Annotated in this window: 11 protein-coding genes and 1 other RNA gene; 4 read left to right on the top strand and 8 right to left on the bottom strand. The window is 62.5% G+C overall.

Translation table 11 applies throughout. The features are described from left to right. The 5 genes from LJE63_06165 to LJE63_06145 form a co-directional block, all read right to left on the bottom strand. Positions 1-482: outer membrane lipoprotein carrier protein LolA (locus LJE63_06165; protein ID MCG6906193.1), on the bottom strand; the 482-nt coding region annotated here is incomplete at its 3' end. An 86-nt stretch (positions 483-568) separates the two neighbouring features. Then, positions 569-1,483: a hypothetical protein gene (locus LJE63_06160; GenBank protein MCG6906192.1), complete on the bottom strand. Its 915-nt coding sequence runs from the start codon at positions 1,481-1,483 to the stop codon at positions 569-571. Positions 1,484-1,514: 31 nt separating this feature from the next. Then, positions 1,515-2,093 (bottom strand): thiol reductase thioredoxin, encoded by a 579-nt coding sequence (locus LJE63_06155; protein ID MCG6906191.1) that lies wholly within the window; start codon positions 2,091-2,093, stop codon positions 1,515-1,517. A 42-nt stretch (positions 2,094-2,135) separates the two neighbouring features. Continuing rightward, positions 2,136-3,497, bottom strand: a complete 1,362-nt coding sequence (locus LJE63_06150; protein ID MCG6906190.1) for a sigma-54 dependent transcriptional regulator — start codon at positions 3,495-3,497, stop codon at positions 2,136-2,138. Continuing rightward, a complete protein-coding gene (locus LJE63_06145; protein MCG6906189.1) occupies positions 3,478-5,265 on the bottom strand; it encodes a PAS domain-containing protein in 1,788 nt (595 codons plus the stop codon). Before LJE63_06145 ends, LJE63_06150 begins: the two co-directional genes overlap by 20 nt. A 427-nt stretch (positions 5,266-5,692) precedes the next feature. Here LJE63_06145 and LJE63_06140 point away from each other — a divergent pair, with 427 nt between their 5' ends. Both LJE63_06140 and LJE63_06135 read left to right on the top strand, forming a co-directional pair. Then, positions 5,693-6,175: a periplasmic heavy metal sensor gene (locus LJE63_06140; GenBank protein ID MCG6906188.1), complete on the top strand. Its 483-nt coding sequence runs from the start codon at positions 5,693-5,695 to the stop codon at positions 6,173-6,175. Between the two features lie 192 nt (positions 6,176-6,367). Next, positions 6,368-7,942: an AMP-binding protein gene (locus LJE63_06135; GenBank protein ID MCG6906187.1), complete on the top strand. Its 1,575-nt coding sequence runs from the start codon at positions 6,368-6,370 to the stop codon at positions 7,940-7,942. Positions 7,943-8,048: 106 nt separating this feature from the next. Here the strand turns inward: LJE63_06135 and dnaK are convergent, their stop codons facing one another. From dnaK to ffs, 3 genes are all read right to left on the bottom strand, one after another. Beyond that, positions 8,049-9,977, bottom strand: coding sequence for a molecular chaperone DnaK (gene dnaK / locus LJE63_06130; GenBank protein MCG6906186.1), 1,929 nt, complete (start codon positions 9,975-9,977; stop codon positions 8,049-8,051). A gap of 58 nt (positions 9,978-10,035) precedes the next feature. After that, entirely contained in the window at positions 10,036-10,680 is a 645-nt protein-coding gene (gene grpE / locus LJE63_06125) for a nucleotide exchange factor GrpE (GenBank protein ID MCG6906185.1), read from the bottom strand. Between the two features lie 340 nt (positions 10,681-11,020). Further along, an RNA gene (gene ffs, locus LJE63_06120) (signal recognition particle sRNA large type) lies at positions 11,021-11,268 on the bottom strand. A 351-nt stretch (positions 11,269-11,619) separates the two neighbouring features. Here ffs and tilS point away from each other — a divergent pair. Beyond that, positions 11,620-13,089, top strand: coding sequence for a tRNA lysidine(34) synthetase TilS (tilS, locus tag LJE63_06115; protein ID MCG6906184.1), 1,470 nt, complete (start codon positions 11,620-11,622; stop codon positions 13,087-13,089). 174 nt (positions 13,090-13,263) lie between these two features. Continuing rightward, the gene (ftsH, locus tag LJE63_06110) at positions 13,264-15,138 is read left to right on the top strand and encodes an ATP-dependent zinc metalloprotease FtsH (GenBank protein ID MCG6906183.1); all 1,875 of its coding nucleotides are present in this window, start codon (positions 13,264-13,266) and stop codon (positions 15,136-15,138) included. Positions 15,139-15,202 lie beyond the last annotated feature (64 nt).

Here is a 15,202-nt window from a genome sequence, read left to right as displayed (position 1 = left end):
AGCTTGAGGGTATGGGTGCCTTTGGTCTGCTGGGGGGCGAGGGCGATCACGAACTGCTTGCGCAAGCTCTGGATGTCCGACAGAAAGCTGGCCCCCTGGCCGCCCTTGAAAAACTCCGGTGCGCGCCCCACCATCACCTGGTTTTGATCCGGGCTGTGGACCCACAGGGTGGTGCCGTCGGAGATGTAGATCTTCTTCTCCGGTTGATCGTACTCCCAGCGCATCTTGGCGGGATGCATGAACATCGCGCGCCCCGAGGCCGTGTCGGTCAGATCCAGGGCCTTGATGGTCGAGGACTGGGTGAAATCGGCGCTGAAACCGGGGACGGCGTAGCGCTGCTCGATCCCTTCGATTACCCGCTGCAGCAGCGCCTCCTGGCCGGCTGCCGGCGCCGTACCGACCGCCTCGGCGGCGAAGGCCGCCGTCGTCGCGGCCAGTCCCAGCAGCAAGCCCATGATCACTTTCAGGGGTGAAAACCTCATCTGCTCTCTCGCTTGGTATCAGGGTTTGACGTGGATGAATTTCTGCGGGCGCGAATTTTTGGGGCGGCCATGGCCGCCGAAGGCCATTAAAGCAGGAGCCGGTTCAGCAGGGCGATGTCGCTTCCATCCACAAAAACCGCCTCCTGAGAACTGCCGCAGACCCGTTCGAAATACACGCTGCGGCCCAAAAGCGCAATACAGATCCGATCGATCAAGTGCATCTTGCGAAGCGCATCGTTTTGGTCGACATAGGGCATGCGAACCCCCTGGAGCATCAGGGTTTCCATGTTGCGGCCGTGGACCATGGCAGCCATCTGGCGGGCCCGCTGCAAATTTTGAAAGTAGAATTTTTTTTTCGCCAGCAGGCCCCCCTGAATGTCTCCATCGGGGTGCAGCTCATCCATCAGGGTCAAGACAAAATCCGCGATTTCCAGGAGGTCCCGGTCTCCCTTGGGAAGCCGTGCCAACAGCTCACAGATGAAGGCGACCTGCGCCGGCGAAAAGGGGATGCGGGCGTTGCGCAGTTTGACCCGCAGGCGGTCGCCATCGGCTGCGGCCACCCGCCGGGTGATGGCCTCCACAACCGGCGCTGCCAGCCGATGGCCGATCTTCAGGCGCTCCACAAAAAGCGGCAGCGCTTCGGCGGGCATGGCAAAGCGGACAGCCTCGGCTCCCCACCCCGCGCAGGTGATCCGGGCGACGGGCCCATAATCCGCCAGGAGCGCGACCAGCACCCCTTGCTCCCGGGGCTGCAGCGCCAACGACGACAGCAGCCCCTCCAGGCGGACCTGCAGATCTTCGTCCGGAAAAAAGAGCAGCTCCATCAGAGGGCCGGCTTCGAGGTCCTCACCCGCGGCCATCAACTCCGCCAATTCGGCCGCCGACTTATCGGGAAACGTCGATTGGATGAAGTGCCAGGCCTCCGAACCGAGATCGAAGCCTTCATCCAAAACCCGCATGATCTCCGCCGCCAGCCGCGCGACCGCGTTCTCTCTTGTCATCAAAGCGCCCTGTTCCTTTCAGCGCGAGCAACTAGTAAAAGTAGGGGGTCATTTTTTGGATCAGATGCTGCTTGGGCAGCGCCCCCACCAGGTTTTCCTTGAGCTGGCCGTTGTCGAAGATCAGAAACGAGGGCACGCTGCGCACCTGGAAACGCGCCGCGGTAGCGGGGTTGGCGTCCATATTGAGCTTGCACACACGCCCGCGGCCGCGCCAGCCGGCGGCCAGTTCGTCCATGACGGGGGCCACCATCTGGCAGGGGCCGCACCAGGGCGCGTACACCTCCACCAGCACCGGCAGCGGCGAGTGCATCACCTGGCCATCGAAATCCCCGTCGCTGACCTCCAGCGGCCGCCCGTCAAACACCCCGCTGGTGGCCAGGGCGGTGCCGCATTTGCCGCAACGCCCCCCGCCCGACGCCCGGGGGGGCAACCGGTTTTTGGTGCGGCAGTGGCTGCAGCGGATCACCACACCGCCGGTTTCGGTGCCGGCTGCCGCCAGCGAGGCCTTGCAGCGGCCGCAACGGGCGGCCTGGCCGGCCTTTTCGGCCGGAATCTTGTTTTTGGCACCACATGCCGGACACTGAACCACGTGCGCTGCAGGTGAGCTCATGGAGGGGTCCTCTCTTTCAGGGGGATAGTGGTCTGAAAGCGCTCAGGGCATCACGCCGTAGACTTTGAGCTTCTTGCGAAGGGTTTTGCGGGTGATCCCCAACCGGCGCGCGGCTTCGCTCTTGTTGTTGCCAACCGCCGCGAGCGTCCTTAAAATAGTCGCCTTTTCAACCTGGTCAAGTGGCAGCTCGGCCTCCAGCGACGGCGCCGGGCCCGCTGCAGCGGCTGCCGAGGGGGGCAGCTGAAGGTCTTCGGCTTCCAAATAGGCCCCGCGCGCCAGCACCACACCCCTTTCGACGGCATTCATCAGCTCGCGCACGTTGCCCGGCCAGCCGTACTTCATCGCCAGGCCCATTGCCCGGGGAGTTAAGCCCTTGATATCCTTTTCGTTCTTAGCGGAAAACTGCTCCAGAAAATGGTTCACCAGCAGCGCGATATCCTCGCGCCGGTCGCGCAACGGCGGGACCGTCAGGCTGACCACATTGAGCCGGTAGAAGAGGTCCTCCCGGAAACGGCCGCTCCGGACCCTCTCGAGCAGGCCCTGGTTGGTGGCCGCGATGACGCGCACGTCGACCTTGATCAACTCCTCGCCGCCCACCCGTCTGAACTCCCGCTCCTGAAGGGCCCGCAGCAGCTTGACCTGCATCGTCAGCGGCAGCTCGCTGACCTCGTCCAGAAAAAGCGTCCCCCCGTCGGCCTGGGCGAAAAACCCCTCCTTGCGGCGCTCGGCGCCGGTAAAGGCCCCCTTTTCGTGCCCGAAGACCTCGGACTCGAACAAGGTTTCGGGAATCGCGGCGCAGTTGATGCGCACGAAGGGGCTGCGGCGCCGGGGGCTGTTGTGGTGAATGGCGCCAGCGATCAATTCCTTGCCCGTCCCCGATTCGCCCCAGAGGAGAACGGTGGCCTCCGATCCCGCTACCCGCTCGACGGTCTCCAGCAGGTTCAGCATGACCGGGCTGCGGCCGATGATCCGACCCCGGTCGAAGCGCTGGCCGAGCTTTTCGCGCAGGCGGCGGTTTTCGCCTTTCAGCCGCACGTGCTCCAGGGCACGCTCCAGGGTCAGGCGCAGGGTGTCGAAATCAAGCGGTTTGGTGAGATAGTCATAGGCGCCTTTCTTAAGGGCCTCCACCGCGGATTCCACCGAGGAATAGGCGGTCATGATGATCACCGGTACGGCCGGGTTGACGGTTTTGAGCTTCTCCAGGGCCTGGATTCCCGACATTTTCACCATCCGCACATCCATCAGCACCAGATCATAGGGGGTTTCGGCGACCGCGCTGACCGCCAGCGCCCCGTCATCGGCCTCGGCGGTGGCGTAGCCCCAGCCGCCCAGAAGGGTGACCAGCATGGTGCGGTGGGCCATGTCGTCATCGACGACCAGAATGTTACCCGGGCAGTTTGCCATCTTGACATGCTCTTTTCTGGGGCAGCTCGAGGGACATGCAGGTCCCCCGACCGGGGCGGCTCGCGACCCGGATCTCGCCGCCGTGGGCCTCGATGATATTGTGGGCGATGGCCAGCCCAAGGCCGGTGCCGGAGCCCTTGGTGGTGAAAAAGGGGTCGAACACCTGGGGCAGATGGGCCGCTTCGATGCCCGCACCGGTATCCGCGACGCTGATCTTCACTGCCCGGCGGTCCTCTGACCAACCGGCGCTGACCGCCAGCCGGCCCCCTTCGGCCATCCCCTCCACGGCATTGAGGTAAAGATTCAACAGCACCTGACTGATCCGGTCGGGATCCAGCAAGACGGTTCCCACCGATTCGGGGCAGTCCAGACGCAGTGCGATCCCCCCGGCCTGGGCCTGGCGCTCCACCAGTTTCAAAGAATCCCCGAGAAACGCGCGCAGATCCACCGGTTTGCGTGACACCTTCACCGGCCGGGCAAAATCCAACATACGGCTGACCACCCGGTTGAGACGCTCCACCTCCTGGATCATGATCCGGGCAATCTTGTCGTCCTCGGGGACCGCCGCGCAGCGGTCGCGGAAATAGGTCGCAAAGCCCTTGATGGAACTGAGCGGGTTGCGGATTTCGTGGGCCACCCCGGCCGCCAGGCGGCCCACGGCAGCCAGGCGGCGATGGCGCTCGAGCTCCCGGCGCAGAATGCTGAGATCGGTCAGGTCCTTGAAAAGCAGCAGACTGCCCGCGGGCCGCCCGGCTTCATCTTTCAACATGGCGCCCGTCACCGCCAGAGAGCGGGTCGCACCGTCTTGGGGGGAAAGGGACACCTCGCTTTCCACAACGGGGCCCTCTTCTTCAAGGCGCTTGAGAACCGCTTGCAGGGCGGGCGGCAGTGCCGCCCCTATCGACCGGTCTGCCCAATCGGCGAGGGGCAGCCCCAGAAGGGCGGCCGCCACGGGGTTGAACGCGGTCACGGTTTGGCGCTCGTCCATGGCCAGCAGCCCCAGCGGCATGCTGGCCACCAGCTTGTCGGAAAAGGCCTGAATCCGGGACAGGCTGGTTCTGGCCTGGCTGTAGCGCAGGCCCAAAAAAACCAGCACGAGGCCGCCCACCCCCGTCATCAAAAGCCCGGCACCGGTCAGCACCGCGTTGCGCACCTCGGCGCGCTCCACGACCGTCACCGGCCCGAAGTCCAGCCCGACGAAGATGAACCGCGGGGCGTCAAGGTCCTCATCGCCCGGAGGTGCGCCGTGATCCGCGCCGTCATGTGGGTGCATGCCCCGCATGCCGCGGCGCCCCATGGGGGGAGCGCTGGGGACAAAGCGTCGGAAGACTTCAAAGACTTCAGCGCCGTCGGGCAGAGCGAGGCGCCGCCAGTGCAGCATTTCCGCCCCCGCCATGGCCGGCAGGTCAAGCTCGTCGCCGTGGCGGCTGCCGACCTGTGCCAGCTCGCTGTGGGCCAGCACCCGGCCGTCGGCCGCCGTTACGATCAGATAAACGATGTCCGGCTGCATCGCGGTTTCCGTCAACAAGCGCTGCAGCTTGAACTCCTGGCGGCGCTGCCCGCCCATCCCTGCCCGGGTACCGGCCTCAAACGAGCGGATCAAGGCTGCACCCTTCTCCAACAGCAGCCGCAGGCTGCTGTCCTTCTGGCGCTGGACGTTGTGCCAGATGGTCAGGGCAAAAATTGCGCTCAGCCCCACCGCCGCCACCGCCAGCAGACCCCAGGGCAGTAATCGTTGGAAGCGGCCGTCTTTTAAAAACGGAAACATATTTCGCATGCCGACCGGGAAGGCAAGGGAAATGCCAAGAATGTGGGCCCCGTGACCCACGGCCGAAAATCACGTCCCCACGCCCACCGCTTCCAGGTTGACCTGCCGGCTGCCGCCAATAGCGCCGGGCTGAAAAACCGTTTTCACCCAGCGGCCGAACACACCTGCGGCCAGCGGCAACCCAAGGGGGACTGGGTACTTTTTATCCAGTCCCCACCCGAAGCGGGTACAAAGTATCCGATTGGCGCTGGGAACACAAACTACCACAGGTTCGGCCCAAGAGGCCACCATCATTTTTCGCCTTGAAATTCAACCGATTTGACTTTTGCGGGGCCCTGGGGAGACAATCGGCACACACCTTGCTGGAGGGCTCAGAGGATACCAACCAATTCGTAACCCCTTATTCCCGAACCCAGGAGGACAGACCATGCACATCAAACGTCAACAACCCATTTTTTTCCTGGCGGTCGCCCTTGTGGCCGCCATGGCCGCGACGGTGTTTGCCGCCGGCGGCGACAACCAAGGCCCCGGAAGCTACGGCCGCGGGTGGCACAGGGGCGCCGGCGACGGCCCCGCCTGCCTGCAGAACCTGAGCGAAGAGGATCGCGCCAAAATCGAAAGCGAGCGCCAAGCCTTCTTTGATGCCACCGACGAGCTCAGGCGCGAGCTCTACCGTAAGCGTCTGGCGCTGAAAAGCGAAATGGCCAAGAAAACGCCGGACCCCGAGGCGGCCAGAGCGCTCCAGAAAGAGCTTTCAGAACTTTACTCCCAACTGGGGCAGCAGCGCATCGATCACCTGCTGAAGATCAAGGCCATCAATCCCGCTTGCGGCGACTGGGGCGGCAGAAAGTGGGGCGGCCACGGGAAGGGTCGCGGTCAGGGCTGTGGCGGCATGTATAGCGGCGACTGACATCTTCCGCCCCCCACAAGAACCGTTGCCGGGCTCCCTGAAGGGGGTGCCCGGCGGCGGTCCGCATCCCCTTTCGCCCCTCCCCTGTGACTTTCCCTTGCTTGACCGCCATCGGTTTTTCCGTTATGAGGTTCCCGGTATTTGGGAAAATAGTGGAATTGTCAGCGCCGCTTGAGGCAGCCGGAAACCGCCATGCTGATCACCGAAATTCTGGCCCGCAACGCTCGTATGTACGCCACCGAAACCGCTTTGGTGGAGCGCCACCCGGCCAACGGTGTGCGCCGCGAGATCACCTGGGGCGCATTTGATGCCCAGGCCAATCGGCTGGCCCGGGCCCTGATGGCCAAGGGCATCGGAAAAGGCGACCGGGTGGTGCAGCTGATGATGAACAGCCTGGAATGGCTGCCGGTTTATTTCGGCATCCTGCGCACCGGCGCCTGGGCGGTTCCGCTCAACTTTCGTTTCGTGGCCAAGACCATCGGCCGCTGCACCCGAACAGCCGGCGCAAGGGGGATCATTTTCGGCCCGGAGTTCATCGAACGCCTGCAAACCCTTCGCAACGATCCGGGGTTTTCCCTGGAGTTCTATATTTTCATCGGCCCCGAAAGCCTACGGCCGGCCTGGGCCGAATCCGGCACCGGCCTGTTGGCGGCCCATGAGCCCGACGACCCGCGGGTTCCCATCGAGATCACCGACGAAGCCGCCCTCTACTTCACCTCCGGCACCACCGGCACCCCCAAGGCGACCCTGCTGACCCACCGCAACCTGGAGTTCGCCTGCATCCAGGAAAACTGCCACCACCGCCAGACCCACGAGGATAATTTCCTGTGCATCCCGCCGCTTTATCACACCGGCGCCAAAATGCACTGGTTCGGCAACTTCATCGTCGGCGCCCGGGCGGTCATCCTGCGGGGCATCGAACCCCGCTGGATCCTCGAGGCGATCTCCGAGGAAAAGGTGACGGTGGTCTGGCTGCTGGTCCCCTGGGCGCTGGATATTCTGTTTGCCATCGAAAGCGGAGACATCAAACTCAGGGACTTCCAGCTGGACCAGTGGCGCCTGATGCACATCGGCGCCCAGCCCGTGCCGCCCAGCCTGATCAAGGAATGGCAGCGCATCTTCCCCCACCATCAGTACGACACCAACTACGGCCTGACGGAAACCACCGGCCCGGGCTGCGTCCATCTGGGGATCGAAAACATGCACAAGGTGGGGGCCATCGGGCGCCCCGGCTTCGACTGGGAATACCGGATCGTGGATGACCGCCAGGCGCCGGTGCCGCCAGGCCAGCCGGGGGAGTTGATGGTCAAGGGCCCCGGTGTGATGAAGGCCTATTTCGGCAACCCCGAAGCCACCGCCCAGGTGCTGGTGGACGGCTGGCTGCTCACCGGCGATGTGGCGCGCCAGGATGAAGATGGCTTTATCTGGCTGGTGGACCGCAAAAAGGACGTGATCATCACCGGCGGCGAAAACATCTATCCGGTGGAGATTGAGGATTTTCTCCAGACCCACCCGGCCATCCAGGATGTGGCGGTCATCGGCCTGCCCAGCCTGCGGCTGGGGGAAATCGCTGCCGCCATCATCCAGCTCAAGCCCGGAAGGTCCCTCACGCGCGAAGCGGTCATGGTTTTCTGCGAAACCCTGCCGCGCTACAAACGCCCCCGGCAGGTTATCTTCGGCGACGTTCCGCGCAACCCCACCGGCAAGATCGAAAAGCCCAAGCTGCGCAAACAGTATGCCGGTATGGCCGAAAGCTTTCGTCTGTAGCCCACCCCGCCGGCATAAAAAACCCCCACAACAGCCGCCGCCCGTTGGAACGTGACGGTGGCGGGTGTGGGGGTTGCGGGTTCGGTTGACGGGGCTTGGGCCGGGTTTACTTCTCGTCCTCGTGAACCTCCTCAAAGTCGGCATCGACCACGTCGTCATCGGCGCCGGCCGAAGGGCCGCCCGTACCGGCTTCCGCGCCCGGGCCCGGACCGGCCGCGCCTTCCCCCTTGGAGGCCTGCTGGTACATGGCCTCGGCGAGTTTGTGCGATGTCTGGGTCAACTCTTCGCTGAGACGCTTGATCTCGTTGATGTCATCGCCCTCCATGCCCTTTTTGAGGGCCGCGATCGCTTCCTCGACCTTGGCCTTGGTGGCGTCGTCGACCTTGGCACCCAGATCCTTGATGGACTTTTCGGTGGAGTAGATCAGGGCATCGGCATGGTTGCGGGCCTCCACCAACTCCTTGCGCTTGTGATCCTCCTCGGCGTGCAGTTCGGCGTCTTTCACCAGCCGGTCGATCTCATCTTTGGACAGGCCGCTTGAGGCCGTGATCTGGATGGATTGCTCTTTGGCGGTGGCCAGGTCCTTGGCGGACACGTTGACGATGCCGTTGGCGTCGATGTCGAAGGTCACCTCGATCTGGGGCACACCGCGGGGCGCCGGCGGTATCCCCACCAGTTCAAACCGCCCGAGGGTCTTGTTGCCGGCCGCCATTTCACGCTCACCCTGCAGCACGTGAATCGATACCGCCGGTTGACTGTCCGCGGCCGTGCTGAAAACCTGGCTCTTCTTGGTGGGAATGGTGGTGTTCTTTTCGATCAGCTTGGTCATCACCCCGCCCAGGGTTTCGATGCCCAGCGAAAGGGGCGTAACGTCCAGGAGCAGCACATCCTTGACGTCGCCCTTGAGCACACCGCCCTGAATGGCCGCCCCCATGGCCACCACCTCGTCCGGGTTGACCCCCTTGTGGGGCTCCTTGCCGAACAGCTTTTTGACCCGCTCCTGGACCGCCGGCATGCGGGTCATGCCCCCCACCAGAATGACCTCCTTGATGTCCTTGGGACTCAGGCCGGCATCTTTCAGGGCGACCAGACACGGATTTTCCAGTTTGTCCAGCAGATCCGAAACCAGGGACTCCAGCTTGGCGCGAGTCAGCTTGATGTTGAGGTGCTTGGGGCCGCTGGCGTCTGCGGTGATGAACGGCAGGTTGACTTCGGTTTCAACCGAGGTGGACAGCTCCATCTTGGCCTTCTCGGCGGCTTCCTTGAGACGCTGCAGCGCCATCTTGTCCTTGCGCAGGTCGATTCCCTGGTCCTTGCGGAATTCGTCGGATAGGTAGTCGATCAGGCGCAGGTCGAAATCCTCACCGCCCAGATGGGTATCCCCGTTGGTGGCCTTGACCTCGAAGACGCCATCACCGATCTCCAAAACCGAAATATCGAAGGTGCCGCCGCCAAGGTCAAAGACCGCGATGGTTTCTTCCTTGCGTTTGTCCAAGCCGTAGGCCAGCGAGGCCGCCGTCGGTTCGTTGATGATCCGCAGGACGTTCAATCCGGCGATTTTACCGGCGTCTTTAGTGGCCTGACGCTGGCTGTCGTCAAAGTAGGCCGGAACGGTGATCACCGCATCGGTCACCTTTTCCCCGAAGTACTGTTCGGCGGTGTGCTTGATGTTGGCCAGTATGTAGGAAGAGATCTGGGCCGGACTGTGCTGCTGACCGCGAATGTTGATGCGCACATCCCCGTTGGGGGCCTGTTCGATTTTGTAGGGCAGCACCTTGATGTCGCTCTGCACCTGGGGTGAGCTGAACTTGCGGCCGATGAGACGCTTGACGGCAAAAACGGTGTTTTCAGGGTTTGTGATCGCCTGACGTTTGGCGATCTGCCCCACCAAACGCTCACCGCTCTCGGTGATGGCCACCACCGAAGGCGTTGTGCGGCCCCCTTCGGGATTGGTGATCACCTTCGCATCCCCACCCTCCATGACCGCCACGCAAGAGTTTGTCGTTCCCAAGTCAATTCCGATAACCTTACCCATTTGAATGCCTCCTTAAAAATGAATCATGACAAAGTGTAATCGCTTCAATGGCGTCAGCCTATGCATTTTCGTCGGGTTGCCCGGGTTCGCCTTCGGCCCTTGGTTTGGCCACAACCACCATCGATGGCCGAAGCAGCCGGTCATGGAGGGTGTACCCCTTTTGCAACTCTTGGATAACGGTATTTTTGGGGTGCTTATCGGACTCTTCGCCGACCACCGCCTGATGAAAAGCCGGGTCGAAAGGCTGGTTGAGCGCCTCAACCGCCTGAACCCCGAATTTGTTGAGAACCCGCAGGATCTCTTTCAGGGTGAGGTCGATGCCGTCAACGAGAGACTCTTGACCATTGCCCTCCTCGCGCGCCGACTTGACGGCCAGCTCGAGGTTGTCCACCACCGGAAGCAGCTCCCTGAGGAGCGTCTCGTTGGCGAATTTGCGAAAATCCTGCAATTCACGGGCTGACCGCTTTTTGTAGTTTTCAAATTCCGCCGTTGTTCTCAACAGCCGATCATAGCTGGCCTGCGCCTCTTGTTGGGCAGCTTCGAGTTTTTTCTCGAGTTGCGCAACCGCGTCCTCTTGGGAAGTCTCACCACCGCCTTCCGGGGGCGCTTCGTCCTGAAGATCGGCCGGCACCTCCTGCTGTGGCTCTTCAGCGGTGACTTCAGCCGTCTTTTCGTATTTCCGAATTTTGTCTTTTTCGGTCATCAGAAGCCAAGTTCTCCTTAAATTGAGTCCGTCATTCAGCAGATTTCAGAAAACGGAAAAATGCGAACCGGCCGAGCCCCAAAACATTTCGTGGATCGCCAACCAGGTAAACTACGTGAATCTTTGGCCAGATCAATCCTTTAGATAATCTGCTCGGTTTCAAGTTGGCACATAATAAGACCCCAGAAAGTGATGTCAAGCCGTCCTGAGGAGCCGTTTTTGAGGCTGAAATTGTAGGGAAAAGCGCTTGTCGGAGAGACAAAAAAACATCGCGCAGGACTTTAAAGGAAGGGACCAGGGGAGGGCAAAATGATCCACACGGGGGGGATTTGGGAAGCGGTTGTGCACCCTCTGTCGAATCGTTTCCGGAAAACAAGGACCATCGCCGTGACCGGGATCGATCCACGACACAGACCGCATTACTTATCGCTGCTTCCTTCCGGACCTGACGAGGTTCGTAACCGTCTGTTGCGTGGCGGCCGATCAGGCTGAGCCCTAAATTCCGGCTGCAACCCTTCATAAGGGAATTCAGCCCCGCGTAAAGCGGATTTCGGGTACAGGGCACCGCTAGCGCCCCACCTAGCACAACCTTTTGTATAATAGTCGGCCAAAGGGACTTTTTCAAGGAGAAAACGCCCGGCTTCCCTCCGGACGCTCGCCCGGGTTCTCGGCCCTCTCGGCGGGGCTTTTGGGTTGACTTCTCTTCATCAGTATCGTAGTTTTTGATATTATTGAGAATCATTGGCCTAAATCCCTCGCAGAGGCTATCAGTTGAGATTGCCGCAAAACCCCAACGGCCCGGGCACCCAAATGGGGGCCGCGCAAGCGACGGAACCCCCAAGGCGCTCGGGGCTGAAATCGCCGGCAGTCAGACCGTGCGGGCTTCAGCGCCCGCCGGCATGGGCGGCAGGCCGGGAAAAAAGGGGTCCGCGCTGATCCATGAAACTTTCGCCGGGCGGGTTGAGCCGAAGGGCTTTGCAAAAGGTCAGCCACACCATCCACAGCCAAGGCCTCTTTGAGGCCGATGATCGGGTGCTGGCGGCGGTTTCCGGCGGGGCCGATTCCGTCTGCCTGCTCCACGCCCTTCTGAGCCTGGCACCGGAGTACTCCCTGCACCTGGGGGTCGCCCACCTCCATCATGGCCTGCGGGGAGAGGCCGCCGACCGGGATGCCGAGTTTGTCGCCGACCTGGCCCGCCGCTGGCAGTTGCCGTTTTTCATGGGCGCCGCGGATATTCGGAGTCTCAAGCGGCAGCTCGGGCTATGCCTGGAAGAGGCCTCGCGCCAGGCGCGCTACCATTTTCTATCACAAATTGCCGACCAGCATCGTTTCCACAAAATCGCCGTGGGCCATCAGCAGGATGACAACGCGGAGTTGGCACTCATGTTCCTCATTCGGGGCAGCGGTGCCCGGGGGGCCGGCGGAATCCCGCCCGTCCGCGAAAACCGGATCGTACGCCCGCTGATCGACCTTGGCAGGGAGGAAATTCACGCTTACCTGAGGGCAAACGGCCTGACATGGGTTCAGGACGCCACCAACCAGGACCGCGTGTTTCTGCGCAACCGGGTCCGACATGAACTTCTACCGGCCCTGGCCCGAGAATACAACCCCCGCATCCGGGACGCCCTGGCCCGCTTTGCCCGGCTTACCAGCGCTGAAGACGACTGGCTCGAAAGCCTGACCGGGCCCCTGCTGGCAGCCGCCTGCCTGGAACGATCCGCCACTTCCCTGACGCTTTCGGTGGCCGCCCTCGGCGCCCTCCATCCAGCCGCCCAGCGCCGGGTGCTTCGCAGGTCCCTGGAAATGGTCAAAGGCAACCTGCGGCGCATCGCCTATGGCCATATCGAAGCGGCCCTGGCACTGGCCGGCGGCAGTACCCGTCATGGCAGCCTCGACCTGCCCGACCGGATCCGCATCCTGCGCTACCCCGACCGCCTGGTGGTGTCGCTGGCGCAACAGCCTCTGCGGGGCCTGAAGCCGGCGCTGAACCCGACCCCCGCCCAAGCGTTTTGCTACCCGATCCCCGCTCCGGTTTCCGAAACCGTCTCGCTCACACTGCCCGAAATCAGGGGGCGGCTGGAATTTCGCCCCATCGGCGTGCAAGAAGTCCCGGCCACCCGCAATGCTGGACAGTTTGTCGCGTTTTTTGATATGGATGCAGTGACCTTTCCCTTGACCGTCAGAAACTTGCGGCCGGGCGACCGCTTCAGCCCGCTTGGCATGACAGGCCGCCAAAAAGTTCGCCGGTTCTTCAGCAATCAGGGGATACCGCGCGCGCTCAGGAGACGCTATCCACTGCTTCTCAGCGGCGGGAAAATTATCTGGGTGGCCGGTCTGCGCATGGACCACAGCGCCCGGCTGACTCCCGAAACGCGACGGGTGCTCCGGGGGGAGCTGCTGCTTGCTTAAGGCCGCTTCGTACTTACTTTCGAATCATTCGTGCCCTGATACGGGCTTTACGCCTGCGGGGTCCGGACCCCAAACAAAATATTTCACGCCGGGAATGCGGCGCCCCTTTCCATCGATGGGAGTGCTCGGGCGGGTGCAGCCCTTCGATCCGACAGCCTCAGGAGGTGACTTCAGTTGAATCCGTTCTACAAAAATCTGGCGTTGTGGCTGGTAATCACGCTGATGATGATCATGCTCTTCAACCTCTTCAACCAGCAGCATCTTGCCGAAAACAGCCTCAGCTACACCGAGTTCTTGAGCATGGTGGAAAACGGAAAAATCGCTGAGGTCGTCATCCAGGGCCAGGAGCTTCTCATAACCGACAGCAACCGCAACCGGTTCAAGGTGTTCGCCCCGCAGGATGCCGAACTGATCAAAACGCTGCGGGCCAAAGGCGTCATGATCAAGGCCAAGCCACCGGCCGAATCGCCCTGGTACATGTCGGTTCTGATTTCCTGGTTTCCGATGATCGTGCTGATTGGGGTATGGATTTTCTTCATGCGCCAGATGCAGTCCGGCGGCGGCAAGGCCCTTTCGTTCGGAAAAAGCAAAGCGCGCCTGATGTCGGATCAACAAACCAAAGTTACCTTCGAGGATGTGGCCGGCATCGACGAGGCCAAGGAGGAGCTGGGGGAAATCGTCGAATTCCTGCGGGACCCCAAAAAGTTCACCCGCCTGGGCGGTCGCATCCCCAAAGGGGTGCTGCTGATGGGTCCGCCGGGGACCGGCAAGACCCTCCTGGCAAGGGCCATCGCCGGCGAGGCGGGGGTCCCCTTCTTCAGCATCAGCGGTTCGGATTTCGTGGAAATGTTCGTGGGCGTAGGCGCCTCGCGGGTGCGCGATCTGTTCGTGCAGGGCAAAAAAAATGCCCCCTGCATCATTTTCATCGACGAGATCGACGCCGTTGGCCGCCACCGCGGCGCCGGGCTCGGCGGCGGCCACGACGAGCGCGAGCAGACCCTGAACCAGTTGCTGGTGGAGATGGACGGTTTCGAATCCAACGAGGGGGTCATTCTGATTTCGGCCACCAACCGCCCGGACGTGCTGGATCCGGCCCTGCAGCGGCCGGGCCGCTTCGACCGCCAGGTCGTGGTCTCCCTGCCGGACATCAAAGGTCGGGAGGCCATTTTGAAGGTCCACATGCGCCGCACCCCGGTGGCACCGGATGTCGATGCCCTCATGCTGGCCAAAGGGACCCCCGGTTTCTCGGGCGCCGACCTGGAAAACCTGGTCAACGAAGCCGCCCTGCTGGCGGCCAAGCGCGGCAAGGAGCGCCTGGAGATGACCGATTTCGAAGACGCCAAGGACAAGGTCTACATGGGCCTGGAGCGCAAGTCCAAGGTGATCCGGGAGGAGGACCGCAAAACCACGGCCTACCACGAGGGCGGCCACGCCCTGGTGGCCCGCTTCCTGCCGGGCACCGACGCGGTCAACAAGATCACCATCATCCCCCGCGGCCGCGCGGCCGGCGTCACCTGGTTTCTCCCCGAGGAGCGCGACTTCAAGTACAAGGATCAGCTGGAAAGCGACCTGGCGGTGGCCTTCGGCGGCCGCGTGGCCGAGGAACTGGTGTTCGGCCGGATCAGCACCGGCGCCTCAAACGATATCAAGCAGGCCACCGGTCTGGCCCAGAAGATGGTTCGGGCCTGGGGGATGAGTGCGGATCTCGGCCCGCTGTCTTACGACCAGGGCGAAGAGCAGATCTTTCTCGGCCGGGAAATCTCCCAGCACCGCGACTACTCCGAGGAGACCGCCCGCAAGATCGACCAGGAAATCACCCGCATCATCAAGGAAAGCTACAACCGCGCCAAAGGGGTGCTGGAGGAAAACATCGAGGTTTTACACAAACTCGCGGCGCTGCTACTGGAAAAAGAAACCGTTCTGGGGCGTGAATTGGATGAGCTGATTCATTCCCTGCGGCCGGATTTCAGCCTTCCCGAGGCCCCGGACGCGGCGGAGACCCCGCAGGAGCCGCCGCCTGGGGCGGAAACCGGGCAAGCCCAGGCCTGATCCGTGAAATCCCACCTTCTTTCATGGGGCCGCCACCGCCTCGAGCTGGGTCGGCATACCTGTG

The sequence above is a fragment of the Desulfobacteraceae bacterium genome (genome assembly GCA_022340425.1).
GTDB lineage: Bacteria > Desulfobacterota > Desulfobacteria > Desulfobacterales > JAABRJ01 > JAABRJ01.
The sequence above is the reverse complement of the archived record's forward strand: the minus strand, read 5'-3'. Positions and strand labels throughout refer to the sequence as shown.

Excerpts from the sequence above, each read along its gene's own strand:
- LJE63_06155 (MCG6906191.1), bottom strand. The coding sequence starts at position 2,093 with ATGAGCTCACCTGCAGCGCACGTGGTTCAGTGTCCGGCATGTGGTGCC.
- grpE (MCG6906185.1), bottom strand. The coding sequence starts at position 10,680 with ATGACCGAAAAAGACAAAATTCGGAAATACGAAAAGACGGCTGAAGTC.
- LJE63_06145 (MCG6906189.1), bottom strand. The coding sequence starts at position 5,265 with ATGTTTCCGTTTTTAAAAGACGGCCGCTTCCAACGATTACTGCCCTGG.
- tilS (MCG6906184.1), top strand. The coding sequence starts at position 11,620 with ATGAAACTTTCGCCGGGCGGGTTGAGCCGAAGGGCTTTGCAAAAGGTC.
- LJE63_06160 (MCG6906192.1), bottom strand. The coding sequence starts at position 1,483 with ATGACAAGAGAGAACGCGGTCGCGCGGCTGGCGGCGGAGATCATGCGG.
- LJE63_06150 (MCG6906190.1), bottom strand. The coding sequence starts at position 3,497 with ATGGCAAACTGCCCGGGTAACATTCTGGTCGTCGATGACGACATGGCC.
- LJE63_06140 (MCG6906188.1), top strand. The coding sequence starts at position 5,693 with ATGCACATCAAACGTCAACAACCCATTTTTTTCCTGGCGGTCGCCCTT.
- dnaK (MCG6906186.1), bottom strand. The coding sequence starts at position 9,977 with ATGGGTAAGGTTATCGGAATTGACTTGGGAACGACAAACTCTTGCGTG.
- LJE63_06135 (MCG6906187.1), top strand. The coding sequence starts at position 6,368 with ATGCTGATCACCGAAATTCTGGCCCGCAACGCTCGTATGTACGCCACC.